Here is a 25,991-nt window from a genome sequence, read left to right on the forward strand (position 1 = left end):
TAGTTAATTAAAGGTTAGTTTTATTTACTGGCTCTGTTGCACCTACAATGTCTTTTTCAATCCATTCTACAAGACTGCCATTGCCGATACCTTGTTGACCGCCAGTGATAATTTTATCACCAGGTTTTACCTCATTACCTTGTAATTGAGAATAAATACCTTGGCGATCTTTAGTAAATACAGTGATTTGTTTTGCTCGATATAAATGATCTAATTTTTTATTCTCAGCCATTTTCTCTTTATCTTCATCAGATAATGGTGTGAGTAAGTAAGCAATTTCACCATACATGTTGTAGCTAATAGCTACTTGTGGAACGACAACTTGATTTGTTTCAGTTGGAAGCGCTATGCGTAAGCGAGAGAACATACCTGAAAGCAATTTACGTCCATCTTCAGGATCAAATGTAGCCTGAACATCAACTAAACCTGTTGATGAATTAATAGCGGGTTCAATAGCCGTGATTCGAGCTGAAAATGTTTCGCCCAAGCGAGCATCGGTTGTTGCTGTGACGCGTTGACCGATATGCAATTTATCTAAATCATTTTGTGAAAGGGCAAAATCCACTTTCATTGAGCTAGTATCTTCTACACGCACAATTTCTGTTCCAACATTCACATATTGACCAACGTTTACTTTCACAATACCTGCTTTACCATCAAATGGTGCAACGATTTTACGGCGTTCAATTGCTGCTTTTAGAGATTCAATATTGGCTAGTTGCGCGTCATAAGCAGCTTTTGCGTTATCCATTTCTTGTCGTGAAACAGCATTGCTTTTCAATAAATTCGCATAACGTTGATAAGTTTGACGAAGGGCTGGGAGTTGTGCTTGTGCAGCTTGAAGGCTAGCATGTTCTACTGAACTGTCGAGTTCAATGAGTAAATCGCCTTTTTTAACTTGTTGGCCATTTTGCACGAGCACTTGAGAAATCGTACCTGCATTTTGTGTACTGAGCATTGCGCCTTGATTTGGACGCACAAGACCTGTTGTGTTGATAACTGGCGTCCATTCACGCGGTTGAACTTCAAGTGCGGTCACTGGGCTTGAAGGTTCTGGCATTCCCGCAATGGCTCGACTTATCATTACGCCTTTTATCATATTAAAACCGATGACACCGGCAAAAATTAAGACAAATACTACTAAAATTATTTTCATAAAGAAAATATGTGAGCGTTTTGGTCTTTGATGTTGAGTTTGACTCATGTTTAAAGCTCCGTTATAAAAATAACAACTATTATTTCTGAATTGCACGCCAAGAGCGTTCAATCACAGATTCTAAAATTTCAGGCTTAAGATCGAAATCGATAAATTTTGCATCAGAGGCTAAATTTATCGCCGTTTTCAAACTTAATAAAAAGAGAATATCTTCAGATAATTCCGCTAATAAGCCAGCTTTTTGTGCTTGATGACAAAATAAATCCCAACGGCAATTTTTAACGTTTTTACAAATATCCTTGAAATTAGGCAAAGATTCATATTGCTTTAAATTGGATAAGATAGTGGGATTTTCTTGTAAGAAATACCAAATGTTTTTCCACATTTGTCGATACTGATCGAAAAAAGGCTTAGTTTCATCAAAATCTTTTTCAAGTGTTGCCATAAACATTGAAAACACTCTGTGTGCAAATTGTTCAAGCAACTCATCTTTGTTTTTGAAATAAAGGTAAATCGTTCCTGCTGCTACATTCGCTTCTTTCGCAAGTTTGTGCATAGAAAGTTGATTCAACCCTTCTTTTGCCATTAAACGATCTGTCGCTGAAAAAATCTGTTCAGCTAAGTCTGTTTTAGCTTGTCGCATAAGATCCTTGAGTAAAATAAGGAGCAATAATTGCTCAAAAATGAATGAGCGTTCATTTTATTTATTTTTTGTTTTTTAGCAAGTTAAAAAACACAAAAGCACAACGAAAATGGGCAACATTTAAAAGCTAGATTTTGTAATCAACTTTTAAATGTTGCCCATTTTGACCGCACTTTTTATTAGTGAGAATAAACAGCTAAATTGGTTCTAGTCCTAACACTTTACGACCGTTAATACTTGCGATATTGACCATCTCATCTAAGTGTGGGAAACGGCAACCCGCAGCCAATAGGCTTAATTCTTGCCATAAATCGCCTTCACATAGAGGAACCATGTAATCACAAATATTATCTGTGCCTAGGGCAACAGTGATACCTTCGGGAATCATTTCATCTGCAGGCGTTAATGCATTATGGAATGGCATAAGATCTTCTTTGCGATTACTGTCAATCCATGCCATAGGACAGGCGATCATCATCATTTTGGCTTTACGCATTTTTTCGTAAAGTTTGTAGCGATATTCTTTCGAATGTGAGCCAATGGAAATCCCGTGAATACCCACAACTCGCCCCTCCATACCGTGTTCAATGGTTTTGTCGCAAAGTTGCTCGGTTTCTTTTTCACTTGGATTATTGAATTGGTCTACATGTACATGACACATAATTCCAAGAGATTTGGCCTTATCTAACAAGATATCCATCGCTTCTAGGCCGCGACCATAATCCAATTCATCACGATATGGTAAGCCGCCAATCATATCTACCATTTCTGCACCGATATCAAACCATTTACGCGCAGTGGGTTCGATTACCCCTTTTAAAGTTTGATTGGCAAATTTCAAAATAATGTCGTGTTTATACACTTCGCGGGCTTTGTGTGCGGCAATAATTGCACGATCTTCACAAATTGGGTCTATATCGACAAAAGTACCAAATGCGGTTACACCTTGGGATATCATTAATTCAATAGACTGGCAAAACCGTGCGTAATAATCATCAACACTGGAAGTGCGTTTTACTTCATCCACTAAATCCCATTTTTGTTGCAAATTACTACTATGATAAATCCCAATTTTCTCTGGCGTCATCGTAAAAGCGCGGTCAGCGTGAGCATGAGCATTTACCCACCCGCCTTTTTTGATAATTTCATCGCGAATATAGGTTTTAAAACTACGAACATGGCTTTTCATACAAACTCCGTAAAAAGAAAGGATAAAAAGACGAGAATGTATATTAATTGAAAGGTGCTGTAAGTACGGCGAGAAGCATTATGATAATGTTATGAAAAACTCACGGATTTTCATTAATAACATTTTCCAGTCTTAAACTGAGTCGTGAGTATAAAGGCTTAAGAGCAAAAAATCTATTCTTTTATGCCCTTATAGATTATTTTTCAAAGAAGAAATTTTGTAATTGGAAGGCTTCTAAGAAGATTCCAAGTGGTGGTCTGTCTGACGATTGCTCGATATAATCTTTATCTAATTTTTTGTAATTACCTTTACGATCAATGTGATATTGAGTTCCATCAGGTTGAATCACTACATTCCAATGGAAATTAGAGGCAAGTACCCAATCATCCCCTTTAAGATCAAAGAGATTACGTCCCTGACTATAATCCATCAACGGGTTTTCTACACGGAATACTGTCTGCATTAATGCAGAGAAAACATCTGTATGATGACTTAATCCGTTTTGTTTACCTACTGGTAAATCTTTCCAATAAACGAGCAATGGCACTTGAATTTCATCACGCCCAAAATAATTTTCTCGTTCTTTTTCATTCATTTCATTAAAGGTTAAACCATGCTCTGACGTGATGATGACTAATGCATTTTCAAGCGGTGTACTTTCTAACGCTTTTGCTAAAAGAGAATCGATGTTCGGCAAAGTGCGGTCATAATCTGCTTGGTTTTTAGCCTCCAAGGCTAAATCCAAATAAGCAAACCAAGGTGAGTCAGTTTTTTGTGCTTTAATAAAATCATTGAGATTTTTTACCGCACTTTCATTATTTGGTTTGTTGATTTTATTCGATGAAAGTTTCATTTCACGAAATAATGCTTGGCGGAAGACGCTATCTTTGAAATTCGTAGCAGAAAATAAACCCAATTGATAATTTTCAGCACGTAATTTTTCGATTAAAACAGATTGGGTATGATTGCTTAAAATGCTATCGGTGTAATTTGCATTTAAGCCATAAAATAATCCTACTAATCCTGCATTATTACTATTACCAGTACTGTAATGATTCGTAAATTCTGTTGCGCTCGTTGCAAATTCAGCTAACTTGGGCATTTTGCCTTGAGAAATGGCATCGTAACGCAATCCAGAAACAGTGATCATCAAAATGTTTGGTTTATTGTCAGTTGGTGCAAAAGTGAGCGTTTTTTTAGGATAATCAATCTTTAAGGCATCTAAACGCCCCTCTTGTTTTAATGTTTGTGCGTACTGCTCGCCATCAATGAATCCATGTTTTTCCAAAAAAGAACGAGCTGTCATTGGATAAGAAAGAGGAAAATTAGAGCGTTGCATCGTAATTGGGCGATATAAATAAGCATCTGCCCAAGCATAAATTAAGTGTGTAGTGATAAATGTGGAAGTTAAAAATACACCGACAGCTTTTAGCCATTTTTGGCGTTCAAGACTGCGTAATTTTTCCCAACTCCAGCGAGAAAATAACATTTGTGCCAGTAAAATTATTGGCATTGGTGCAAAGAAAATTTGCCAATCGCGTGACATTTCACCATTTTCTGGATTGACCAGCAAATTCCATACAACAGAGGATAAATGCAGATTAAAACGATTGAAAACGGCGGTATCAAATAATAATAAGGTTGTGCAAATAGTGGAAAAGATCACGGTTAATCCGCGAAAAGTGCGGTGATTTTTAACAATAAAACTCAGTGGAAAGACCACGAGTAAGTACAACGCAAAAACGTTGAAACTGAAATGCCCGAGCAAACTCACAAAAAAATAAAGTTTTCCTGCGAGAGTATCTGGCCAGTCAATGATAAAGGCATAACGTGCGCCAATAAGAATGGCAACAATGATATTAAAAAAGGCAAACCAGTGACCCCACGAAATTTTTCGTGAAACGTCATCGCGGTATTGTTTGCCGCTGAAGGTGCCTTTTTTAATCCATTTCATATTAACGTGTTTTTACCGCATTAATTAAGGAATTCGCAAATGCTTGAGCTAATGCTTCGCGTTGAGTTTGTGGCACACTCGTGGTTAATAGATTACTTGCCATATTACCTAATGCGATTAAGGAGAGATCTACCGGTGCTTTATACTTTTCTAATACCGCGATCATATCGTTTACAATCGCACTTAATTGAGCATCAGAATATTTAGAATGTTGAGCCATAATGTTAAAAACAAAACAAAAAAATTTGGCTTATGATACCCGATTATTTGGTAGAACCTAAATAATTTCTTTTTTCTTGCTGAAAAAGTGCGGTTATAATTTGCAACAAATTTTTCAAAGGTGACAAAAATGAGTATTACCGTTAATCAAATTGTTTTGCATCAGTTAGTCAAAAATGTGGATGGCGATAGCATAAAAATGGAAAGCGTATTACGCGACGAGTTGCTGTCCATTACGCCAGAAGTAGAACAAATGATGTTGCAACTTCATCAAGGTTATCAAAATAAAGCGAAGGCTTTTGGTGTGTTTCAGGAAAAGTCTATCTTTGCACAACATTTAAATCGTTTATTAGAACAAGAAATTGAGTTTTTAGGATTTAGTCAATATTCAACAAAATTGCTTGCAGATGAATTAGGTAAATATAACTTTGCAGAAAGTGGAACCTTGATTTTATGCCAATATAATTTCTTAGCGACAGATTATTTGTTTATTGCATTGCTTGATAGCCGCCATAGTATGTTAGTCGATGAGCATTTAGATATTCGCCGTACAGAATATCTTGATATAACTCAGTTTGATATTGCGGCACGGATAAATTTGACGGATTTGCAAGTAAATGCGAACTCTAATCGTTATTTAACTTTCATAAAAGGCCGTGTAGGTCGCAAAATTAGTGATTTCTTTATGGATTTTTTAGGTGCTGAAGAAGGATTAAATCCACAGGTTCAAAATCAGTGTTTATTGCAAGCTGTGAGTGATTACTGCGATCAAGGCGAACTCAACAAAGAGCAAACTCAAGCGGTAAAAAAACAAGTGTTTGAATATTGTAAAGGTCAGCTTTCAAACGGTAACAATATTGAATTAAGGGAACTTTCTGATTCATTACCCACTCTAAACGAACAGCCTTTTGTCGCCTTTACAGAAGAACAGAATTATGGTTTGGAAGAGAGCATTCCGCCTGTTCGTTCAACATTGAAATCGCTAACAAAATTCTCTGGGTCAGGAAAGGGCGTTACCTTAAGTTTTGATGCGGAATTATTGAATACACGTATTCAATGGGATCCTATGACAGATACCCTAACAATCAAAGGTTTACCGCCAAATTTAAAAGATCAATTACAAAAGGCTTTAAAATCAGAGAATTAATTTGGAAACATAGCCAACTTTGGGTATTATTTGACAGTACTTTTGCACAAATTAAGGTAAAGAAAATGCAAGTTAAAACACTTTTAGGCGCAACATTTTTAGCATTAAGCCTCGCTTCTTGTTCCACCGTTGAAAAAGTTGTATATCGAATTGATGTACCGCAAGGCAACTATTTAGAAGCGACTACAGTTGCGCAAGTTAAAGAAGGCATGACTGCTCAACAAGTACAATATTTGTTGGGAACGCCAGTATTAATCGACCCTTATAATAACTACACTTGGTACTACGTATTCTTACAACAACGTGCCTATGAAACGCCAGTTCAACATACGCTAACCGTAAAATTCGATCAACGTGGGATTGTAACAGAAACCCATCTTGATAAACCTTTACCAGAGGTTTCACAACAAGGCGAAAATAACACCATCATTGAAACAGGTGAGAAACCAAAATCAAGTTGGTGGAAATTCTGGAAATAATCTTTTTATTTTCACCGCACTACAATAATAATTGGTAAAAGGAACCCCCAATGTCAAAACTCTTGCTCGTTGATGATGATATTGAATTGACTGAATTACTTTCTACACTTTTAGAGCTTGAGGGTTTTGACGTTGAAACAGCAAATAATGGATTAGAAGCATTACAAAAACTCAATGAAAGCTATAAGCTGGTTTTGCTTGATGTAATGATGCCAAAGTTAAATGGTATCGAAACATTAAAAGAAATTCGTAAAGTCTCTAACGTGCCAGTGATGATGCTAACAGCAAGAGGCGAAGACATTGATCGCGTATTAGGCTTAGAATTGGGAGCGGATGATTATTTACCCAAACCTTTTAACGATCGTGAGCTTATTGCAAGAATTAAGGCAATTTTGCGTCGTAGTGCATCTTCAAATAATACCGCAAATGTAGAAATCCTTTCTTTTGACGGAATAACTCTCCATTTTTCTCACGGAATTGCAACCTATAATGAAGAAAATCTCAATTTAACGGATTATGAATTTAAGATCCTTTGTTTATTGCTTAAATCTAAGGGAAATGTGGTAAGTCGAGAAGAATTAAGTTTAGAAGTAATGGAAAAACCGCTCACTCCATTTGACCGTTCTCTTGATATGCACATCTCTAATTTAAGACGCAAATTACCAGAACGAAAAAGTAAACTGCCTTGGTTTAAAACCTTACGTGGAAAAGGATATCTTTTAGTGACCTAGTTTTATGAAATTGCGCAGTCTTTTCAATTTAAATCAACTTGCGATCAGAACATTTGCTATGTTCTGGTTTGCTTTTTTTGCCATGATGAGTCTTGCGATCGCTGTACCTACTCTCGATCTCAGAGTGTATTCGCCTTTAAAAGAAGCAGATGTTGTTACCTATCAAAAAAAAATTATCGATATTATCCGCAACGGTCAATTAAAAGGGCTTATTGCAGAAGTTCCTGTTTTACATACAGATAAATTTCAACCCTCCAGACCCATTCTTATTGATTTACAAACTAAAGATATTCTAGGGGAACTACCAGAGGAAGTGCCTTATATCCGAAGATTTGCGGATGTATCAGGTGATTTTTCAGAACCCAAACGTAAAAACTTCAATGAAGTTCAGATTTCAGGTCCATTTCAAGTGTATTTGGGAGATGAGGCAAATTCTTATGCCTTGTACTTTATATCTTACGTTAATCCACAACGAGAAATGTTTAATTACATTTTTGATAGACCGATTATATTGATTTTGCTTATTCTTTTAATCACCAGTCCATTGCTTTGGTGGTTTACAAGAATGCTGACTAAGCCTATTTCTCGCTTGCAAGAAGCAGCCAATTCAGTGGCATTAGGAAATTTCAAAATTGATAAGAGCTTAATGGCTAATGGTCCATTAGAATTACGCCAAGTTGGTCAAAGTTTTAATCGAATGGCAACCTCTATTGATCATCTAATCTCTAATCAACAAACGCTGCTTTCGTCTATTTCCCATGAATTAAAAACGCCACTCACTCGTTTACAGTTGGCTACAGCGCTTGTTCGTCATGAATGTGGTGAAACAGATAGCGTAAAACGCATTGAAAGAGAAATAGGGCGAATGGATAAAATGATTAGTGAGCTACTTCTACTTTCACGCCAGAAAATGAATAGTCAAGTTGAACGGGATATTTTTTATGCCAATACGCTTTGGACTGATATTATCAACGATGCAAAATTTGAGGCAAAGCAACGAGGTATAACGTTTCTCACAAATATTCGTTTACCAAAAAATGAATTACAACTTAACGGCAATTTTAGATTACTAGAAAGTGCGGTTGAAAACATCGTGACAAATGCACTCAAATACACAAAGGATAAGATCGAACTTCATATTTTTATCCAAGAAGAAGAAGAAGAAGAAGAAGAATTTCTCAGGATCCGCATAGATGACAACGGATCCGGGGTGCATCCAGATGAATTTGAAAAAATCTTCAAACCATTTTATCGAGTAGATGAGACGCGAACTAGAACGACTGGTGGCACAGGACTAGGATTGGCGATTGTGTCTAACGTGATTAAGGAACATCAAGGAAAAGTTTGGGCTGAAAAAAGCCCGCTAGGTGGACTTGCTGTTACTATACGATTACCATTGTGGATCAATAGATAAAAATCAAAAGTGCGGTAAATTTTCACCGCACTTTTCGTCTAAGCATTATCCACGGCAAAAGAAATCACTTCATTAATTTTCTCACAACCTAGGGCAACCATAATCAGACGATCAACTCCTAGTGCAACGCCAGAAGAATTTGGTAAGCCAGCTTCTAATGCCGCAAGAAAACGTTCGTCAATCTCTCGGGTTGGTAACCCATGTTTTTTTCTTTGTTGATTATCCAATTCAAAACGATGCCTTTGTTCTCGTGCATCGGTCAATTCATGGAAACCATTTGCCAGTTCTAATCCTTTGTAATAAAACTCAAAGCGTTCTGCAACTCGTTGATCTTCTGGGCTAACTTGTGCTAGTGCCGCTTGTGTTGAAGGGAAATGATACACGGCAATAGGTCGTTCTTTTCCAATTTGAGGCTCAACGACTTCACTAAATAAGAACTGTAATAAAGTATCGCGCTCTTCATTATCTTCAGCCATAAAGTTATGTTTACGCGCCGCTTCGATTAATTCTGAACGTTCCGCTGATAAGGGATCTAAGCCTACATATTCTTGGAAAACAAATTGGTAGCTTAAACTTTCTGCAGGTGGGCAATCTAAAATTTGTTGGAGTAAATCATCTACTTCATTAATTAAACGATGCATACTAAAGTGCGGTCGATACCATTCCAACATGGTAAATTCTGGATTGTGGCGATTACCAGCTTCTTCATTGCGAAACACTTTACTGATTTGGAAAATCGGCCCACTGCCTGCAGCAAGCAAGCGTTTCATATGATATTCAGGGCTTGTAGAAAGCCAAAGTGTTTTGGATTGATTATCAAAAGGCGCGAGAAATTCTGTGCTAAATGTGGAAAGATGCAAATCAGTGACACCAAATTCACTTAGAACAGGTGTCTCTACTTCAAGCAAGCCTCGTTCTGTAAAAAATTGACGAATTTCAGCAATAATTTTTGCCCGTTTAAGAAGATTTTTTATATCAGCAGAAGGTTGCCAATGAGTAAGTGCGGTCATTTTTATTCCCATTTTTAAATTTGCATTATTGTAAACGAGAGCCCTTCTCAACTCAATCTACGCTTTTTTGAGGTAGATCACAAAATCCGATCTTTTCCATCTTTAGACATAAAAAAACGTTATTAATTTGTAACAAAAAATGGCACAATGCCTGCGAAACATTACCCTTTTAGGGTAATTTCTTTTTTTACTTTCTACATTTATTGGAGGATATCGTGCAAACAGTTAATGTCGATATTGCGATTGTTGGTGCTGGTGGCGGCGGTTTACGTGCAGCAATTGCAGCAGCAGAAGCAAATCCTAACTTAAAAATTGCATTAGTTTCAAAAGTGTACCCTATGCGTAGCCATACTGTGGCAGCAGAAGGTGGAGCAGCGGCAGTTATCAAAGAGGAAGATTCTTACGATAAACACTTCCAAGATACCGTTGCAGGTGGTGACTGGCTTTGCGAACAGGATGTTGTGGAATATTTCGTACAACATTCACCAGTGGAAATGACTCAATTAGAGCGTTGGGGATGTCCTTGGAGCCGTAAAGCTGATGGCGATGTAAACGTACGTCGTTTTGGTGGAATGAAAATTGAGCGTACTTGGTTCGCTGCTGATAAAACAGGGTTCCACTTATTACACACGCTTTTCCAAACTTCTATTCAATATCCACAAATCCAACGTTTTGATGAACACTTCGTATTAGATATTCTTGTTGATGATGGCCATGCTCGTGGTATGGTTGCAATGAATATGATGGAAGGTTCGCTAGTTCAAATTAATGCTAATGCGGTTGTGATTGCAACTGGTGGTGGTTGTCGTGCATTTAAATTTAATACCAATGGCGGTATTGTAACAGGTGACGGCTTATCTATGGCGTATCGTCATGGTGTACCACTTCGTGATATGGAGTTTGTTCAATATCATCCAACAGGTTTACCGAATACCGGCATCTTAATGACTGAAGGTTGTCGTGGTGAAGGTGGTATCTTGGTTAATAAAGATGGCTACCGTTATCTTCAAGATTACGGTCTAGGACCAGAAACACCAATTGGCAAACCACAAAATAAATATATGGAACTTGGTCCTCGTGATAAAGTTTCTCAAGCATTCTGGCAAGAATGGAAAAAAGGCAATACCTTAAAAACAGCAAAAGGCGTAGATGTTGTGCATTTAGATTTACGTCATCTTGGCGAAAAATATTTACACGAGCGTCTGCCATTCATTTGTGAATTAGCAAGTGCTTATGAAGGTGTTAATCCAGTGAATGAACCAATTCCAGTTCGTCCTGTCGTTCATTATACAATGGGTGGTATTGAAGTCGATTTCAATAGCGAAACTCGTATCAAAGGTTTATTTGCTGTAGGGGAATGTGCATCTTCAGGTTTACATGGTGCAAACCGTTTAGGATCTAACTCTTTAGCTGAACTTGTTGTGTTAGGTCGCGTTGCTGGGGAATATGCAGCACAACGTGCCGTTGAAGCTCAATCGGTAAATCAAAGTGCGGTTGATGCTCAAGCAAAAGATGTTGTTGCTCGCTTAGAAGCCCTTCATAAACAAGAAGGTAATGAATCTTGGTCTGAAATTCGTGATGAAATGGGTTCTGTAATGGAAGAAGGTTGTGGTATTTACCGTGATCAAGCAAGCATGCAAAAAGCAGTAGATAAAATTGCAGAATTAAAAGAACGTTACAAACGTATTCGCGTAGCAGATAACTCAAGCGTGTTCAATACAGATGTACTTTATACAGTTGAGTTAGGCTACATCCTAGATGTTGCACAATCTATTGCTAATTCAGCGATTGAACGTAAAGAATCTCGCGGTGCTCACCAACGCTTAGATTACACTGAGCGTGATGATGTAAATTATTTAAAACACACACTTGCTTTCTACAATGAGAATGGTGCACCGCGCATCGAATACAGTCCGGTGAAAATTACTAAATCTCAACCTGCAAAACGTGTTTACGGTGCGGAAGCAGAAGCTCAAGAAGCTGCTGCGAAAGCTAAGGAGCAAGCAAATGGCTAATTCACCAGTAATGAATGTTGAAGTATTACGCTACAATCCTGAAATCGATCAAGAGCCGCATCTAAGTACCTATCAAGTACCTTATGATAATCAAACTTCATTGCTTGATGCGTTAGGTTATATTAAGGATAAACTTGAACCCTCTCTTTCTTATCGTTGGTCTTGCCGTATGGCGATTTGTGGTTCTTGCGGGATGATGGTAAATAACAAACCAAAATTGGCTTGTAAAACTTTCTTACGTGATTACAGCGGCCATATGCGTATTGAGCCGTTAGCAAACTTCCCAATTGAACGCGACTTAGTGGTTGATTTAAGCCACTTTATCGAAAGTTTAGAGGCAATTAAACCTTATATTATTGGTAACGAAGCACCAGCATTAGATGGTAAACCACATCCATCGAAAGAATTGCAAGTAAGTCGTACTAAACAAACACCAGCACAGCTTGAGAAATATCGTCAATTCTCAATGTGTATCAACTGTGGTTTATGCTATGCCGCTTGCCCTCAATTTGGTTTAAATCCTGAATTCTTAGGCCCTGCAGCGATTACAATGGCACACCGTTACAACCTTGATAACCGTGACCATGGTAAAGCAAAACGTATGTCATTATTAAATGGTAAAAATGGGGTTTGGAGTTGTACTTTCGTTGGCTATTGCTCAGAAGTTTGTCCAAAACATGTAGATCCTGCTTCTGCAATTAACCAAGGAAAAGTGGAAAGTGCCAAAGATTATGTTATCTCTATGCTAAAACCAAAAAGCTAAGGGGGAAGGAATGTCAGTAACAGTGAGTAAACGTAAAAAATATGTTCGTCCAATGACAGCGACTTGGTGGCAAAAATTGGACTTCTATAAAGCTTATATGCTACGTGAAGCGACTTCAATCTTTGCTGTATGGTTTTGTATTGTGTTGCTTTATGGTGTTCTTTGCCTAGCAAGTAATCCAATACCAGGCTTAGGCATCTTGAGCTTTATTGAGTTTTTAAGAAACCCAATTGTGGTGTTCTTAAATATTATTACGCTTATCGCAACGCTTTATCATACGGTGACATATTTCTTAATGACACCGAAAGTGATGAATATCATTGTGAAAAATGAACGCTTACCACACAGCGTTGTAAGAAATGCACTTTGGGCGGTAACCGCATTAGTTAGCGTGATTGCGTTAGTTTTAGTTTATATCTAAGGGAGATAAAAAATGGTTGATCAAAATCCAAAACGCTCCGGCGAACCGCCAGTATGGTTAATGTTCGGTGCAGGCGGCACAGTGAGTGCAATTTTCTTCCCTGTCGTTATTTTAATTATCGGTTTGTTATTACCATTTGGTTTAGTCGATGCGCATAATTTAATTACTTTTGCTTATTCTTGGATTGGTAAATTAGTTATTTTAGTGCTTACTATTTTTCCAATGTGGTGCGGTTTACACCGTATTCACCACGGTATGCACGATCTTAAAGTGCATGTGCCAGCTGGTGGATTTATTTTTTATGGTTTAGCCACAATTTATACTGTTTGGGTATTATTTGCGGTAATAAATCTGTAATAAAAATGCTATAAATAAAAAAACGAGTCTAAGACTCGTTTTTTTATTTTATGTATTAAGTAAATATTTTTCAGTTTTTTTACTTTAGAAATTTGATTGGATTTTTTATAAATGGCTTAAGTATTCTGTACCTAAATTTCCCATTTGTCTCAAAATCCAAGCTTGTTTTTTACGAACTAATAAGCTTGGCTTATTTACTTTATAAATGATTGGATTGGGTAACACAGCAGCTAAAAGTGCGGCTTCATTTTGAGATAAATTTTTAGCTGATTTTTTAAAGTAATAGCGACTTGCCGCTTCCACACCAAAAATACCGTTCCCAAATTCTGCAATATTTAAATACACTTCTAAAATACGTTTTTTTGACCAAGTAAGCTCGAGCAACATAGTTGCTGGAACTTCCAAACCTTTTCGTAGCCAATTTTGTCCGTGCCAAAGCATTAAGTTTTTAGCGGTTTGCTGGGAAATGGTTGATGCTCCTCGAATTCCTTTTTTAGATTTTTCGTTATACTGAATTGCTCGTTGGATAGCCTCAAAATCAAAGCCTAAATGTTCAGGAAAACGCTGATCTTCTGATGAAATCACAGCTAATTGAATGTTTGGAGAGATATTTTCTAGGCTGACCCAGTTATATTGGATTTGATATCGAAAATCGCCCTGTAAAAGATTAGCGATTTTTTGTTGTACCATATAAGCGGAAAATGGAATAGGTACAAAGCGAAAAATCAGCAACAAAGCAAAAACGGCGAAAAAAAAGCGAAAGACAACTCGCTGCCAGTTTTTTTTCCACCATTTAGGACTAAATAAGTGAGAAAGTGCGGTAAAAATTCGCTTAGTTTTTTTCAATGAGAGCAAGATGTTGTTTCATCCATTGCATAAAATCAGGATCCATCGTTTTAATCATATTGGAACCTCGAGTGATTGTGGCGGCACTTGTATTCAGATTTTGTTGAATTTCACGCTGAGGCATATTTTTATCAATCAGCTGAGAGACAATCTGTAAGCGTAATCCTACTGCATCCCGTTCGTCTGCAGTTAATAATAAGGTTAGAAATTCCTGCGCTTTGTTTTCTTCAAAGGCGATTTTTAGCATTTGAAGAAAGGCATTCCATTGTTCTAAATTGCGGCTGATATACATAATTACGCTCCCATTCCACACTATTAAACTAGTGCGTTTAGTATAGCTGATTCAATTCTTCTTGGCTAAAGATTTGTGGGTTTTCTTTATTTTGTAAAATTTGATAGTAAAAGTCATAAGTGACTACATTTTGCACATAACCACGAGTTTCGTAAAAAGGAATGGAGGCAACAAATTCGTCTAATGCTAATTTTCCATTAGCGCGACTTAACCATTTTTCTATTCGATTTGCCCCTGCATTGTAAGCTGCTGCAATCAATATTCGATTATTAGGATATTTTCCATTGAGTTCATTTAGATGTGCGGTACCTAGCAAAATATTATTCAATGGTTTGAATAAATCTTGTTCGCCTTGATAAGGCAGCTGATTATTCTCTGCGGTCAATTTTGCCGTGCTTGGCAGAAGTTGCATTAAGCCCCGCGCATTTGCAGAAGATTGTGCCATTGGATTCCAAGCACTTTCTTGACGAGCGATTGCCATTGCAAAAGTTTTGCTGATATTCAAATTTTGCAATGCCGCATTGAAGTATTCTGAATAAGCATTTGGCAAACGAAGAGACAGGTAATCCCAGGCTTTTGCAACAATAGAAGCATCAACAGCTAATTCAAACCATTGTTGGTTTTCAGCATATTCTGCAAGTTTTAGCTGAGTTGTGAAATCAGCATTATCAAGTAAAATTCGCCAGCGTTGTTTTGCTAAACCATTTCGTCCAAGTTCTCTAAGCTCTCGAATCATGGCGAAAACTTGCTCGAAAGGAAGTTGTTCTGCCACAGTAAAATTTGGTGCTACTGGAAAATCGATTTTATATGCTTGCTTTAATTGTGCCGCAGCTAACATTGGATAGAATCCCCGCTCTTTTGAAAGCGCGGTCAGTCTTTCTGTATTTTTTGATATATCTTGTTTAGCTTCCCAATAACGCCATTCTTGCTTACTTTTTGATTCTGCAGAAAGCAAATTCAACCAAGAGGTTAATTCAGTTTTTTGCCAAATTGCCATGCGTAAACGGCGTTCAGTTAGATTGTCAGTTTTTAATTGTTGGATTTGTTCATCACGCCATTTTTGAAAATCAGCGTTTTCATTATCAAAAAAACGATTTAAAAAGGCTATTTTCCACTGTTTGATTTCATCTTCTGCGAGCTGCCAAGTATTCGCCCATTTTTGATAAGATTCAAAATTTGGGTTATTCATTTGTTCAGGTAACGTTTTAAGATAACGAGGGAAAGCATCAATTAATACGGTTTTATCTAAAGTGTTAGGATCGTTTTTTCTTACAATTTCAGTAAGTTGTTTAGGATTTTCTAATTGATTTTGTTCTTTTTGATTCGTGTTATTTTCTTTGGCATTATCCGACGTTGCTGATGTTTGCTGTTCGTTTAAAGTGGATAGCTTTTGTAATAAGGCTTGAAACGCTGGCGTCACAAAAGGGTAATTTTGTTGCACTAACGCATTGAGTTCATTTATTGCTTGTTGTTTGCCTTGAATGTCATCATTTTTTAAAAAGGCGATTTTGCTTTCCCAAAAGCGTGCTAGTAAATCGTATTGCAAAGGATAACCTTGCAATGAGTCTATTAAGTTTTTTGTGATATTTTGAGTTGCTTCAGAAAATTGCTGGTTTTTTACCGCACTTTTTAGCAAACCTTCAACCTGCAAAAAGGTTTCACGTTGTTTTAAACGTTTTAAATAGTCTTGATGCTGTGCTGTCGCCCAGTTTTGCTTTTCTTGCTCAAGATTAATGGAACTACTTGCCGTGTTAGATGATTCGGCAAAAACAGAAAGTGCGGTCAAAATACAGAGAGAAATTAAGGCGACTTTTTTCATATTACGTTATTTAAATTAAAAGACTTTTCTAAACGGCTTTACAATAACATCCGCATATACACCAGCTTTGACATAAGGATCTTGCGCAGCCCAGTCTTTTGCCGCTTGTAGATTTTCAAATTGAGCAATGACGGTTGAGCCAGTAAAACCAGCCTCTCCAGGGTTTTCATCGTCAATAGCAGGATTGGGACCTGCCGTAAGTAAACGGTTTTCTGCTTGAAGCTGTTTTAAACGAGCTAAGTGCTGCTCGCGTACTGCAAGACGTTTTTCTAACGTATTGGGAATATCTTGGGCAAAAATAACATAGTACATAATGATTTCCTTTTATTTACAAGGGTTGTTCTGCTTCTAGTTCTGAAATTAAGGCTAATGCTTTGTCTAACTCTTGGTTGTTTTCACGGGGAATCATGCGAGAGCGACCATTATTATCAACTGCAACAAAAGTAAATACCGCATCGGTTACACAATAACGTTCGCCAATTGGCTCACTCGCCACTTTTTTCACCCATACTTCCACTTTAATTTTAATGGAAGAACGCCCAACTTTGAGGCATTGTCCGTAGCAACAAACTACATCGCCCACAGAGATTGGTTTAATGAAATTCATGCTTTCAACGGCAACAGTAACCACGCGTCCGTGTGCTATTTCTTTTGCTAAAATCGCACCGCCCATATCCATTTGAGACATAATCCAGCCACCAAAAATATCTCCATTGGCATTGGTGTCAGAAGGCATCGCCAAAGTTCGTAGTAAAAGAACACCTTTTGATTGGCGACCATTTTTATCAATAAAATTGGCAGACATTATTTCTCTCCATCTTTTAAATTTGAGCCATCTTTGGGCAAATAACGATAAATATAAACTCCCGAAATAATGGTTGCAATCAGCGTCATACCAATAATCCCGAAAGATTTGAAATCAACCCAAGCTTCTTCCGACATATTATGGCTGATATAAATATTCACCAACATACAAATAATAAAAAATACAGCCCAGCCAAGGTTAAGTGTATTCCAAGCTTTTTCTGGCAGTTGTAATTCTTTACCAAGTAATTTTTTGATTAATGGGGTTTTAAATTGAAATTGTGCGATGAGCAAAACAATGGCAAACAAGGCATTGATAATTGTCACTTTCCATTGCAAATAGCGGATTTCATTAAAGTAGGCAGTTAAAAGTCCAAAAAAAACGACCGCACTTGCCATGATTTTTTGTTGTTTTTCAACGGTTCCGTATTTCCATTTTAAAATCACGATCTGCAAAATTGTTGCAACCACTAATACGATGGCTGCTTCACGTACACCACCGAGTTTGTAAGTGACAAAAAATAAAATTAAAGGGATAAAGTCAAGGAGTTGTTTCATATTGATTAGTCCTTCATAAATAAGCTGTAGAAACGATAAGTCACTACTAGCATAAAAATATTAAGTAATGCGGTAAAAATACCTATCACCATATCAAACACAGCATTATTGGAAAATGCGCTTAATTGGAAAATGAGAACTGGCACTAGAAAATAAACCAGTAGGGTGTAAATAAACAATACGCCTTTTCTAGCGTTTCCTCGCATCCAAATTTTTCGGATAGTTTGCGAAAGTGTATCCTGGGTCGAAAGATAATGTACTGCCGTTAAATTTAAACGGACAAAGAACCAAACGCCAACAATCATCGCGATAAGTGACATGATAGAGGGCGATTTTTTTGTGAGTAATGCAGCAAATGCTTCACCAAGACCAAGTAACATTGGTGCAACCATTAATAGATCCAACAGAATTACACCTGCAAAACGACGCAAGGTAAGTGAAAAGGTTTTCCCTAAAGTGCGGTAATTTTGTAGGCTAATTTTGTGGATTGAGGTTAATCCCCAAGCAGCGATAAAACTCGTTAAAATCTGAGTAATAGCAACAGAAAAAACAAAACTCGTGATATTTGCATTTGCGAGATTTAATACATCACTTTTATTTTCATCATTAACTGGAAAACTCAAAAGTGCACTGGCACTTTGCACGATAAATAAAATTGCGACAAATTGCAGCATGATTTTTTTCTGATTACGGAAGAAATTCCAACTATCTTGCAATACTTGTGTAAAGTTAATTCCCATACTTATCTCTCTATAAAAATGGTGGCGCAATTATACAAGGTTTGCTGATTATTGCATAAATATCGTTAGTGAGGTTATGAATTCACGTTGAATTGAGTATATAAAACAAAAGTGGGCAAGTATGCCCACTTTTTTGTTACCCTTAGGGAGGTTATTCGTATTATTTTTTCTTCGCGTATTTTAATGAGTCAATGGCTACCGCTAGAATAATAATGCTACCTTTGATGATATATTGCCAGTAAGGGTTTACACCGATATAAGTTAAACCGTAGTTGATAACAGTAAAGATGATAACACCTGTGATAACACCAATTACGGTACCTACACCACCAGCGAAAGATACGCCACCTACCACGCAAGCTGCGATAGCGTCTAATTCATACATAAAACCTAAGTTGTTAGTTGCAGAACCGATACGACCCGCTTCGAGCATACCACCAAAGGCATAGAACATACCTGCAATCATATAGATTACAACCAAGTTACGTGCAACGTTTACACCAGATACTTTCGCTGCTTCTGGGTTCCCCCCAATAGCAAAGACGTTTTTACCGAAGCGTGTTTTGTTCCACATCACCCAAACTAAGAATGAGGCAATGGCTGCATAGATTGTGATGTAAGAGAGTTTAAAACTGCCGATTCGGAAGAATCCTTGAGCAAATGTTGAGAAATTTTCGCTAAAACCTGCGATTGGAGAACCACCCACAGCATCATAATAAAGTGAGTTAAAACCGTATACGATAATCATCGTACCCATTGTTGCAATGAATGGGGTAACGTTTAAATAAGCGATAACTAACCCATTAATCAAACCAATTAGCGCACCTACAGCACAAACTGCAAGAATGACGACAGGAATTGGAATTTCACCCATTTCAGGGAATACACGGTTCATATTTTCCATTGACTGCAACATGGTTGCAGAGATAACCGCAGCCAAACCAACTTGGCGACCAGCAGATAAGTCTGTCCCTTGTGTAATCAATAAACCAGCAACTCCTAAAGCAATAATTAGGCGCACAGAAGATTGGGTTAAGATGTTACTGAAGTTGATTAAATTTAAAAAGGTTGGATCTTGCGCAATAATAATGCCGAGCAAAATCAGCAACACAAAATAAATCGCATTTTGTTTTAATAAATCAAAGGATTTGTTTTTTTCTAAGGCACTCATAATTCATTCCTTATATTTATAAATATTTCGCAGCGAGTTGCAAAATTTCTTCTTGTGAAGTTTTTGCTGTTTCTACAATACCCGCCAATTTACCATTACTCATCACTAAAATACGGTCAGTTACACCTAGTAATTCCGGCATTTCGGATGAAATCATAATAATGCCTTTATCTTTTTTAGCGAGCTCTTGAATGAGTTGGTAAATTTCAAATTTTGCCCCGATGTCGATACCACGAGTCGGCTCATCTAGCATCAAAATTTCAGGTTGAGTTAAAAGCCAACGACCGATAATAACCTTTTGTTGGTTACCGCCAGAAAGAGAACCAATTGTTGTTCTGTGTGATGGAGTTTTAACATTCATTGAATCAATCACCCACTGGGTATCACTTTTCATTTTCTTCGTGCTAAGTAATTTCCATGGTGTGAGATAAGATTTCATATTTGAAATCAATGAGTTAAATTCAATGCTTAAATTAGAGTAAATCCCCGTTGAACGACGCTCTTCAGTGACCAATGCAAAGCCATTATTAATCGCTTCAAGTGCGGTATGATTTTTCACGGTTTTTCCGTGTAACTTGATAGTTCCTTCGGTTAATTCACGTACGCCAAAAATAGCTTCAACGATATCGGTACGTTTAGCCCCCACAAGCCCTGCAATACCGAGAATTTCACCTTTGCGTAATTCAAAAGATACGTCTTGAATGGATGGTTGATTTTTAGCAGTAAGATTTTCCACCTGTAAAATTACTTCTTTTGGTGTGTTTGTTTTTTCAGGGAAACGCTGTGTTAATTCACGACCTACCATCATTCCGACAATTTGTTCCATTGTGGATTCTTTCACGTTTACCGTGTTGATCCATTTACCGTCGCGCAAAATAGTAATTTCATCACAGATTTTGAAGATTTCATCCATTTTGTGAGAAATATAAATAATGCCGCAACCGCGTTGTTTTAATTTGTCGATAATTTTAAACAGATGCTCAACTTCTTTTTCAGAAAGGGAGGATGTTGGTTCGTCCATAATTACGATTTTAGCGTTGTATGAAAACGCCTTCGCAATTTCGATCATCTGCATTTGAGAAACTGAAAGTTTGGCGACTTTTTCTTTAGGATCTACATCAATATCCAATTCATCAAAAATCGCTTTAGTATCACGGTACATTTTGGCGTGATCGACAAAAGGTCCTTTAAGTGGATAGCGTCCAAGCCACAAGTTATCCATTACGCTAGTTTGGCGCACGAGGTTGAGTTCTTGGTGCACCATTGAAATACCATTCTCAAGGGCTTCTTTAGATGTTTTAAAATTGACAGGTTTGCCTAAGAAAAGAATTTCACCTTCATCTTTGGCATAAATTCCGAACAGGCATTTTAGTAATGTAGATTTACCTGCACCATTTTCACCCATTAAAGCGTGAACAGAATGAGAACGAACCGTTAAGTTTGCGTTATCTAAGGCTTTGACACCCGGAAAGGACTTGCAGACATTGGTCATAGTGAGCAGCACTTGGCTGTCTTGACATTGAGTTTGAGCTGTCATATCCAACCTCTTTAAAAAGGGGAAGAAAACTTCCCCTTAGATTACAACAAAAATCGATGGAAAATTATTTTAAGAAGTCACCTAAGTTGTCTTTATCCACACCAACATAAGGAATACGTACAACACGATCTTTTAATTCCCATTTTGTGCCTTCAGTTGCTGCTTTGCCTTGTGCTAAGTTGTTAGATAATTGAACAACTGCTTTACCTTGGTTCACACCATCGTTTAACACAGTACCAGCAAGTTCACCTTTTTTGATGAGTTGTAATGCTTCTGGTAATGCATCGACACCGAAGATTGGGAGTTTTTTACCATGTGCTTTGGTTGCTTCTAATGCGCCTAATGCCATACCATCGTTGTTAGAAATAATGACTTCAATGTCGTTCGCTTTAGAGCTAGATAACCAAGCATCTACTTTATCTTTCGCCATTGCAGCATCCCACATACCAGTATCAATAAATAATTGTTCAGTTTGGATACCTTTCGCATTAAGTTCTTCAACTACGAATTTTGTACGAGCTTCAGCATCTGGGTGACCTGGTTCACCTTTTAATAATACAAATTGGATTTTACCATCTTTATTTAAGTCTAGAGCTGGATTCGCTTTCCATTGTTTTGCAATTAAATCCCCTTGAATTAAGCCAGATTCTTTTGGATCAGTACCTACATAGTAAGCGTGTTCATAAGAACCGATAGCTTTTGCACCTGGGTCTTTATTAAAGAATACAACAGGAATGTTATCTGGTTTTGCTTTGCTAATAATGGTTGGCGCTGCAGCTGGGTCAACTAAGTTAATTGCAAGAGCTTTCACACCTTTGGAAAGTAATACATCAACTTGGTCATTTTGAATTGATTGTGCATTTTGGGAGTCATTCATTAATAAGTTAATGCCACCAAGTGCTTTAGCTTCTTTATCAATTTCTTTACGCATTAAAGACATGAAGTTGTCATCGTATTTGTAAATGGTTACACCAATTTTGTTACTTGCTGCGAAGCTAGAAGATGCTGCACCTAAACCGATAGCCAAAGCAACCGCACTTAATACTGCTGTTTTTTTCATAATAACGCTCCTATTTTGGAATGTTGATGTTAGAGATAAATATTGCATTACATTCTGCAATTGGTGCCATATTAGCGAATAATCTGCTTGGAATCTGTGATCAAACTCACATAAATGAAAACGATTACATTAAAAATTCGGATTTGTGATCGCTATCACATTTTATGAGTGCGTTTATCTTCAAATTTAGATATATTCCACAGAAAAACGACGTACTAATGTTGGGTTAAATTGAATTGTTGATGGCGTTCTCACCTCATTATCGACAAGGCTTAATGCAAGGTTAGCTGCATAAGTTGCCATTAAATCAATAGGATAGCGAATGGTCGTCAATTTAGGAATTAAATAACGAGCAATTGGCATATCGTCAAAACCAATGATTGAAAATTGGCTTGGTACACTAATATTGTTTTCAGTGAGAACTGAAATGGCTCCCGCAGCCATTGAATCGTTATAAGCTACGACCGCAGTGAGATCTTTGTTATAACTAAGCAAATCAATCATGGCTTTTTCACCACCTTCGAAGTCTGGTGAATTGTGCGTTGTGGCATGCTCAATAATTGGATAATTGTGATCTTTTAATGCCGTAAGATAACCATCTCGACGCTCAATTTCATCGAAAATTGCATGATTAGAACCAATATAGGCGATATGTTTATGCCCACAACGAATAAGCATTTCTGTTGCTAAGTAGGTTCCCTTTTTATTATCTAAACTTACGCAACGATTTTCATAGCCTTGAATCACTCGGTTGATAATCACCATTCCTGGTACTGTTTTCAAATAATGACTAAGTTCATCGTCGGATAACGCCTTAGAATGCACTACTAAACAACTACAACGCTTGCGAAGTAAAGTATCAATAGCTTCACGTTCCTTCTCTGCATGGTGATAGCCAATACCAATCAAGATTGTTTTATGGTGGGCCTCTGCGACTTTATCTACGGCTTTCACTAAAATAGCAAAAAATGAGTCTGTTACATCCGTGACAACCACACCAATGGTATCGGTGTTTTGTATCGCAAGGGCTTTGGCATTTGCATTTGGCTGGTAATTAAGTTGTTCAATTGCTTGTTTTACTGTAAGGCGAGTTTCTTCACTTACAGAGGGATGTTGATTTATAACACGAGAAACAGTAGCAATAGATACATGAGCTAGCTCGGCTACATCATGAATGGTGCTCATAGAATACTTCCCATAATGAAATTACGTTTCTTAATTATGTTCTTTCTAAATAAAATTGAAAGCGATTACTTTTTGATTTGTAACTGAGATCACAAAAAACTTTCAGAGATTTTCATATTATGTGATACGGATCACGGTTTATTTTTGTGAATTTGCTATCTTATGCGTAGCATTTTGTGTAACCGTTTACAATTTAGAAAGGGAGCCAATTATGAGTGATATTTTTGAACCAACCGAGCATCCACATCGTCGCTATAATCCGTTAATCGATCAATGGGTTTTGGTATCACCACATCGTGCTAAACGTCCATGGCAAGGGCAACAAGAAAAGGTCAATGAAGAACAAAAACCAAGTTATGATCCAACTTGTTATCTTTGCCCGAGTAATAAGCGTATTACAGGTGAATTAAATCCCGATTATCGTAAACCTTATGTGTTTAAAAATGATTTTTCTGCTCTTTTAGAAGATACGCCAGCTCCTGAAAAATCCTCCGATCCACTTTTCCAAAGTTCTCAAGCTCGTGGTGAAAGTCGCGTTATTTGTTTCTCTCCAGATCATAGTAAAACATTGCCATTATTGACCGCACTTGAGATTGAAGAAGTGATTAAAGTATGGCAAGAGCAACTTCGTGAACTTGGTGCGAAATACCAATGGGTGCAAATTTTTGAAAACAAAGGGGCGGCAATGGGGTGTTCGAACCCACATCCACATGGTCAAATTTGGGCGAATAGTTTCTTGCCAAATGAGGTGGCTTGTGAAGATCGCACTCAACGCGATTATTTACTAAAACATGGTTCAATAATGTTAGTTGATTATGTGAAACGAGAACTGGCGCTGAAGGAACGTATTGTCGTTGAAACTGAGCATTGGGTAGCTTTAGTGCCTTATTGGGCTGTTTGGCCATTTGAAACATTGCTTTTACCAAAAACTCATGTAAAACGTTTAACTGAATTAAGTGACGAACAATCAAAAGATCTTGCGGTTATTTTGAAAAAATTGACGACCAAATACGATAATCTCTTTGAAACCTCTTTCCCATATTCAATGGGATTTCATGCGGCACCCTTTAATGGTGAAGATAACGAACATTGGCAGCTACATGCTCATTTTTACCCTCCTCTTTTACGCTCAGCAACCGTGCGTAAATTTATGGTGGGATATGAAATGTTAGGCGAAAGCCAACGCGATTTAACGGCAGAACAGGCAGCAGAAAGACTGCGTGCGTTGAGTGAAATTCACTATAAACTGAAATAATGCGCCCAATTCCCCTCTTTACAAAAGAGGGGCAGATCGAGTACAGATTTAATATAAAGGATAGAAATATGACCCCAATCCAAAATGCTCAACAAATTTTCAATAGACAGCATAAAAATTTGCCAGAAATTACCGTCTATGCCCCTGGCCGAGTAAATATCATCGGCGAACATACTGATTACAACGACGGCTTTGTTATGCCTTGTGCGATTAATTTTGGTACGGCCGTTTCTGGTACAAAACGAGATGATCATATTTGGAATGTTTATGCGGCGGATCTTGATGAAACTGATGAATTTTCTCTCAATGTAGAAATTCCTAAGAGTGAACACAAATGGGCTAATTATGTGCGTGGAGTGGTAAAATTTATCCAAGAACGTTACCCGCATTTTCAACAAGGTGCAAATTTAGTGATTTCTGGAAATGTGCCGCTTTCTTCTGGATTAAGTTCATCTGCAGCGTTAGAAGTTGCGGTGGGTAAATTCTGCCAACAACTTGGCGATTTACCGCTTTCTCACACGGATATTGCCTTGAATGGGCAAAAAGCGGAAAACCAATTTGTTGGTGCGAATTGTGGCAATATGGATCAGTTAATTTCCGCACTTGGGCAGGAAAATCACTTACTGATGATCGATTGTCGTAATCTTGAAACCACTCCAACACCTGTGCCACAAGATGTCGCCGTTATTATTGTGAATTCAAACGTACCGCACGATTTGGTAATGGGCGAATACAATACTCGCCGTCAGCAATGTGAAGACGCAGCAAAATTTTTTGGAGTAAAAGCATTGCGTGATGTTTCAGTTGAACAATTCCGAAAAAGAGAAGCAGAATTGACCGCACTTTCACCATTAGCAGCAAAACGTGCTCGTCATGTCGTAACAGAAAATCAACGGGTACTCGATGCAGTGGAAGCATTGAAGAAGAATGATTTGACCCGTTTAGGTGAGTTAATGGGGGAATCTCATGATTCAATGCATGATGATTTCGAAATCACCGTGCCACAAATTGATTATTTAGTTGAATTGGCTCAACTTGTTATTGGCAAAAGTGGCGGTGCGCGTATGACGGGCGGCGGTTTTGGAGGTTGTATTGTCGCACTTGCGCCTCATGATAAAGTCGATGCAGTTCGTAAAATTATTGCGGATAATTACGAGAAAACGACTGGTTTAAAAGAAACTTTTTATGTGTGCACTGCATCACAAGGTGTTCGAGTGATTTAAGAA

27 protein-coding genes are annotated in these 25,991 nt (G+C 37.6%); 10 read left to right on the top strand and 17 right to left on the bottom strand.

The annotated features are described in order from the left end of the window. Positions 1 to 7: 7 nt before the first annotated feature. The 5 genes from acrA to ABW51_RS01035 form a co-directional block, all read right to left on the bottom strand. Positions 8 to 1,204: a multidrug efflux RND transporter periplasmic adaptor subunit AcrA gene (gene acrA / locus ABW51_RS01015; RefSeq protein WP_053465194.1), complete on the bottom strand. Its 1,197-nt coding sequence runs from the start codon at positions 1,202 to 1,204 to the stop codon at positions 8 to 10. Positions 1,205 to 1,235: 31 nt separating this feature from the next. Then, positions 1,236 to 1,799 (bottom strand): efflux transporter AcrAB transcriptional repressor AcrR, encoded by a 564-nt coding sequence (acrR, locus tag ABW51_RS01020; protein WP_053465195.1) that lies wholly within the window; start codon positions 1,797 to 1,799, stop codon positions 1,236 to 1,238. Positions 1,800 to 1,995: 196 nt separating this feature from the next. Beyond that, positions 1,996 to 2,988: an amidohydrolase family protein gene (locus ABW51_RS01025; protein WP_005631292.1), complete on the bottom strand. Its 993-nt coding sequence runs from the start codon at positions 2,986 to 2,988 to the stop codon at positions 1,996 to 1,998. A gap of 196 nt (positions 2,989 to 3,184) precedes the next feature. Further along, positions 3,185 to 4,942, bottom strand: coding sequence for a DUF3413 domain-containing protein (locus tag ABW51_RS01030; RefSeq protein WP_053465196.1), 1,758 nt, complete (start codon positions 4,940 to 4,942; stop codon positions 3,185 to 3,187). A gap of 1 nt (position 4,943) precedes the next feature. Then, the gene (locus ABW51_RS01035; protein WP_005631296.1) at positions 4,944 to 5,162 is read right to left on the bottom strand and encodes a YejL family protein; all 219 of its coding nucleotides are present in this window, start codon (positions 5,160 to 5,162) and stop codon (positions 4,944 to 4,946) included. Between the two features lie 129 nt (positions 5,163 to 5,291). Between ABW51_RS01035 and yejK the strand changes: the two genes are divergently transcribed. From yejK to cpxA, 4 genes are all read left to right on the top strand, one after another. Further along, positions 5,292 to 6,308 carry a nucleoid-associated protein YejK gene (gene yejK, locus ABW51_RS01040; protein ID WP_053465197.1) on the top strand — a complete coding sequence of 339 codons (1,017 nt, stop codon included), beginning with the start codon at positions 5,292 to 5,294 and terminating at the stop codon, positions 6,306 to 6,308. A gap of 65 nt (positions 6,309 to 6,373) precedes the next feature. Further along, positions 6,374 to 6,787 (top strand): outer membrane protein assembly factor BamE, encoded by a 414-nt coding sequence (gene bamE / locus ABW51_RS01045; RefSeq protein WP_053465198.1) that lies wholly within the window; start codon positions 6,374 to 6,376, stop codon positions 6,785 to 6,787. A gap of 50 nt (positions 6,788 to 6,837) precedes the next feature. After that, a complete protein-coding gene (locus tag ABW51_RS01050; RefSeq protein WP_053465199.1) occupies positions 6,838 to 7,518 on the top strand; it encodes a response regulator in 681 nt (226 codons plus the stop codon). Between the two features lie 4 nt (positions 7,519 to 7,522). Beyond that, entirely contained in the window at positions 7,523 to 8,932 is a 1,410-nt protein-coding gene (gene cpxA / locus ABW51_RS01055) for an envelope stress sensor histidine kinase CpxA (protein WP_053465200.1), read from the top strand. 38 nt (positions 8,933 to 8,970) lie between these two features. On the opposite strand, the gene epmA is transcribed toward cpxA, so the two are convergent. Beyond that, positions 8,971 to 9,942, bottom strand: a complete 972-nt coding sequence (epmA, locus tag ABW51_RS01060; protein WP_053465201.1) for an elongation factor P--(R)-beta-lysine ligase — start codon at positions 9,940 to 9,942, stop codon at positions 8,971 to 8,973. Between the two features lie 215 nt (positions 9,943 to 10,157). Between epmA and frdA the strand changes: the two genes are divergently transcribed. The 4 genes from frdA to frdD are packed head-to-tail and all read left to right on the top strand — an operon-like array spanning position 10,158 to position 13,498. Further along, positions 10,158 to 11,957 (top strand): fumarate reductase (quinol) flavoprotein subunit, encoded by a 1,800-nt coding sequence (gene frdA, locus ABW51_RS01065; protein ID WP_046942098.1) that lies wholly within the window; start codon positions 10,158 to 10,160, stop codon positions 11,955 to 11,957. Continuing rightward, the gene (locus ABW51_RS01070) at positions 11,950 to 12,720 is read left to right on the top strand and encodes a succinate dehydrogenase/fumarate reductase iron-sulfur subunit (RefSeq protein WP_005645965.1); all 771 of its coding nucleotides are present in this window, start codon (positions 11,950 to 11,952) and stop codon (positions 12,718 to 12,720) included. Before frdA ends, ABW51_RS01070 begins: the two co-directional genes overlap by 8 nt. A gap of 10 nt (positions 12,721 to 12,730) precedes the next feature. Further along, on the top strand, positions 12,731 to 13,141 hold the full coding sequence (gene frdC, locus ABW51_RS01075) for a fumarate reductase subunit FrdC (RefSeq protein ID WP_053465202.1): 411 nt from the start codon (positions 12,731 to 12,733) through the stop codon (positions 13,139 to 13,141). A gap of 12 nt (positions 13,142 to 13,153) precedes the next feature. After that, complete coding sequence (frdD, locus tag ABW51_RS01080; RefSeq protein ID WP_005631316.1) at positions 13,154 to 13,498, top strand: fumarate reductase subunit FrdD; 345 nt, start codon at positions 13,154 to 13,156, stop codon at positions 13,496 to 13,498. Positions 13,499 to 13,603: 105 nt separating this feature from the next. Here frdD and mtgA read toward each other — a convergent pair whose 3' ends face one another. The 11 genes from mtgA to ABW51_RS01135 all read right to left on the bottom strand — a co-directional run bounded on the left by mtgA (position 13,604) and on the right by ABW51_RS01135 (position 23,510). After that, a complete protein-coding gene (mtgA, locus tag ABW51_RS01085) occupies positions 13,604 to 14,344 on the bottom strand; it encodes a monofunctional biosynthetic peptidoglycan transglycosylase (RefSeq protein ID WP_053465203.1) in 741 nt (246 codons plus the stop codon). Continuing rightward, positions 14,331 to 14,636 carry a trp operon repressor gene (gene trpR / locus ABW51_RS01090; RefSeq protein WP_005631320.1) on the bottom strand — a complete coding sequence of 102 codons (306 nt, stop codon included), beginning with the start codon at positions 14,634 to 14,636 and terminating at the stop codon, positions 14,331 to 14,333. Before trpR ends, mtgA begins: the two co-directional genes overlap by 14 nt. Positions 14,637 to 14,673: 37 nt before the next feature. Beyond that, positions 14,674 to 16,455 carry a transglycosylase SLT domain-containing protein gene (locus tag ABW51_RS01095; RefSeq protein ID WP_053465204.1) on the bottom strand — a complete coding sequence of 594 codons (1,782 nt, stop codon included), beginning with the start codon at positions 16,453 to 16,455 and terminating at the stop codon, positions 14,674 to 14,676. Between the two features lie 15 nt (positions 16,456 to 16,470). Beyond that, a complete protein-coding gene (locus ABW51_RS01100) occupies positions 16,471 to 16,767 on the bottom strand; it encodes a YciI family protein (protein WP_053465205.1) in 297 nt (98 codons plus the stop codon). Between the two features lie 16 nt (positions 16,768 to 16,783). Continuing rightward, complete coding sequence (gene yciA, locus ABW51_RS01105; RefSeq protein WP_053465206.1) at positions 16,784 to 17,260, bottom strand: acyl-CoA thioester hydrolase YciA; 477 nt, start codon at positions 17,258 to 17,260, stop codon at positions 16,784 to 16,786. Beyond that, positions 17,260 to 17,817 (bottom strand): septation protein A, encoded by a 558-nt coding sequence (locus ABW51_RS01110; protein WP_053465207.1) that lies wholly within the window; start codon positions 17,815 to 17,817, stop codon positions 17,260 to 17,262. The genes yciA and ABW51_RS01110 overlap by 1 nt, the downstream gene beginning before the upstream one ends. 5 nt (positions 17,818 to 17,822) lie before the next feature. Beyond that, a complete protein-coding gene (locus tag ABW51_RS01115) occupies positions 17,823 to 18,557 on the bottom strand; it encodes a hypothetical protein (RefSeq protein ID WP_053465208.1) in 735 nt (244 codons plus the stop codon). Between the two features lie 160 nt (positions 18,558 to 18,717). Then, on the bottom strand, positions 18,718 to 19,728 hold the full coding sequence (mglC, locus tag ABW51_RS01120) for a galactose/methyl galactoside ABC transporter permease MglC (protein WP_053465209.1): 1,011 nt from the start codon (positions 19,726 to 19,728) through the stop codon (positions 18,718 to 18,720). A 16-nt stretch (positions 19,729 to 19,744) separates the two neighbouring features. Continuing rightward, on the bottom strand, positions 19,745 to 21,265 hold the full coding sequence (gene mglA / locus ABW51_RS01125; protein ID WP_053465210.1) for a galactose/methyl galactoside ABC transporter ATP-binding protein MglA: 1,521 nt from the start codon (positions 21,263 to 21,265) through the stop codon (positions 19,745 to 19,747). 64 nt (positions 21,266 to 21,329) lie between these two features. Further along, entirely contained in the window at positions 21,330 to 22,325 is a 996-nt protein-coding gene (gene mglB / locus ABW51_RS01130) for a galactose/glucose ABC transporter substrate-binding protein MglB (protein ID WP_005628316.1), read from the bottom strand. Between the two features lie 186 nt (positions 22,326 to 22,511). Beyond that, positions 22,512 to 23,510 (bottom strand): substrate-binding domain-containing protein, encoded by a 999-nt coding sequence (locus tag ABW51_RS01135; protein WP_053465211.1) that lies wholly within the window; start codon positions 23,508 to 23,510, stop codon positions 22,512 to 22,514. A 211-nt stretch (positions 23,511 to 23,721) separates the two neighbouring features. Here ABW51_RS01135 and galT point away from each other — a divergent pair, with 211 nt between their 5' ends. Then, positions 23,722 to 24,765 carry a galactose-1-phosphate uridylyltransferase gene (galT, locus tag ABW51_RS01140; protein WP_053465212.1) on the top strand — a complete coding sequence of 348 codons (1,044 nt, stop codon included), beginning with the start codon at positions 23,722 to 23,724 and terminating at the stop codon, positions 24,763 to 24,765. A 68-nt stretch (positions 24,766 to 24,833) separates the two neighbouring features. Continuing rightward, positions 24,834 to 25,988 carry a galactokinase gene (gene galK, locus ABW51_RS01145; protein ID WP_053465213.1) on the top strand — a complete coding sequence of 385 codons (1,155 nt, stop codon included), beginning with the start codon at positions 24,834 to 24,836 and terminating at the stop codon, positions 25,986 to 25,988. The last annotated feature ends 3 nt before the right edge of the window (positions 25,989 to 25,991 follow it).

Origin of the sequence: Haemophilus sp. C1, from assembly GCF_001276515.1 — a bacterium.
Taxonomy (GTDB): domain Bacteria; phylum Pseudomonadota; class Gammaproteobacteria; order Enterobacterales; family Pasteurellaceae; genus Haemophilus.

Excerpts from the sequence above, each read along its gene's own strand:
- acrA (WP_053465194.1), bottom strand. The coding sequence starts at position 1,204 with ATGAGTCAAACTCAACATCAAAGACCAAAACGCTCACATATTTTCTTT.
- acrR (WP_053465195.1), bottom strand. The coding sequence starts at position 1,799 with ATGCGACAAGCTAAAACAGACTTAGCTGAACAGATTTTTTCAGCGACA.
- ABW51_RS01025 (WP_005631292.1), bottom strand. The coding sequence starts at position 2,988 with ATGAAAAGCCATGTTCGTAGTTTTAAAACCTATATTCGCGATGAAATT.
- ABW51_RS01030 (WP_053465196.1), bottom strand. The coding sequence starts at position 4,942 with ATGAAATGGATTAAAAAAGGCACCTTCAGCGGCAAACAATACCGCGAT.
- ABW51_RS01035 (WP_005631296.1), bottom strand. The coding sequence starts at position 5,162 with ATGGCTCAACATTCTAAATATTCTGATGCTCAATTAAGTGCGATTGTA.
- yejK (WP_053465197.1), top strand. The coding sequence starts at position 5,292 with ATGAGTATTACCGTTAATCAAATTGTTTTGCATCAGTTAGTCAAAAAT.
- bamE (WP_053465198.1), top strand. The coding sequence starts at position 6,374 with ATGCAAGTTAAAACACTTTTAGGCGCAACATTTTTAGCATTAAGCCTC.
- ABW51_RS01050 (WP_053465199.1), top strand. The coding sequence starts at position 6,838 with ATGTCAAAACTCTTGCTCGTTGATGATGATATTGAATTGACTGAATTA.
- cpxA (WP_053465200.1), top strand. The coding sequence starts at position 7,523 with ATGAAATTGCGCAGTCTTTTCAATTTAAATCAACTTGCGATCAGAACA.
- epmA (WP_053465201.1), bottom strand. The coding sequence starts at position 9,942 with ATGACCGCACTTACTCATTGGCAACCTTCTGCTGATATAAAAAATCTT.
- ABW51_RS01070 (WP_005645965.1), top strand. The coding sequence starts at position 11,950 with ATGGCTAATTCACCAGTAATGAATGTTGAAGTATTACGCTACAATCCT.
- frdC (WP_053465202.1), top strand. The coding sequence starts at position 12,731 with ATGTCAGTAACAGTGAGTAAACGTAAAAAATATGTTCGTCCAATGACA.
- frdD (WP_005631316.1), top strand. The coding sequence starts at position 13,154 with ATGGTTGATCAAAATCCAAAACGCTCCGGCGAACCGCCAGTATGGTTA.
- trpR (WP_005631320.1), bottom strand. The coding sequence starts at position 14,636 with ATGTATATCAGCCGCAATTTAGAACAATGGAATGCCTTTCTTCAAATG.
- ABW51_RS01095 (WP_053465204.1), bottom strand. The coding sequence starts at position 16,455 with ATGAAAAAAGTCGCCTTAATTTCTCTCTGTATTTTGACCGCACTTTCT.
- ABW51_RS01100 (WP_053465205.1), bottom strand. The coding sequence starts at position 16,767 with ATGTACTATGTTATTTTTGCCCAAGATATTCCCAATACGTTAGAAAAA.
- yciA (WP_053465206.1), bottom strand. The coding sequence starts at position 17,260 with ATGTCTGCCAATTTTATTGATAAAAATGGTCGCCAATCAAAAGGTGTT.
- ABW51_RS01110 (WP_053465207.1), bottom strand. The coding sequence starts at position 17,817 with ATGAAACAACTCCTTGACTTTATCCCTTTAATTTTATTTTTTGTCACT.
- ABW51_RS01115 (WP_053465208.1), bottom strand. The coding sequence starts at position 18,557 with ATGGGAATTAACTTTACACAAGTATTGCAAGATAGTTGGAATTTCTTC.
- mglC (WP_053465209.1), bottom strand. The coding sequence starts at position 19,728 with ATGAGTGCCTTAGAAAAAAACAAATCCTTTGATTTATTAAAACAAAAT.
- mglA (WP_053465210.1), bottom strand. The coding sequence starts at position 21,265 with ATGACAGCTCAAACTCAATGTCAAGACAGCCAAGTGCTGCTCACTATG.
- mglB (WP_005628316.1), bottom strand. The coding sequence starts at position 22,325 with ATGAAAAAAACAGCAGTATTAAGTGCGGTTGCTTTGGCTATCGGTTTA.
- ABW51_RS01135 (WP_053465211.1), bottom strand. The coding sequence starts at position 23,510 with ATGAGCACCATTCATGATGTAGCCGAGCTAGCTCATGTATCTATTGCT.
- galT (WP_053465212.1), top strand. The coding sequence starts at position 23,722 with ATGAGTGATATTTTTGAACCAACCGAGCATCCACATCGTCGCTATAAT.
- galK (WP_053465213.1), top strand. The coding sequence starts at position 24,834 with ATGACCCCAATCCAAAATGCTCAACAAATTTTCAATAGACAGCATAAA.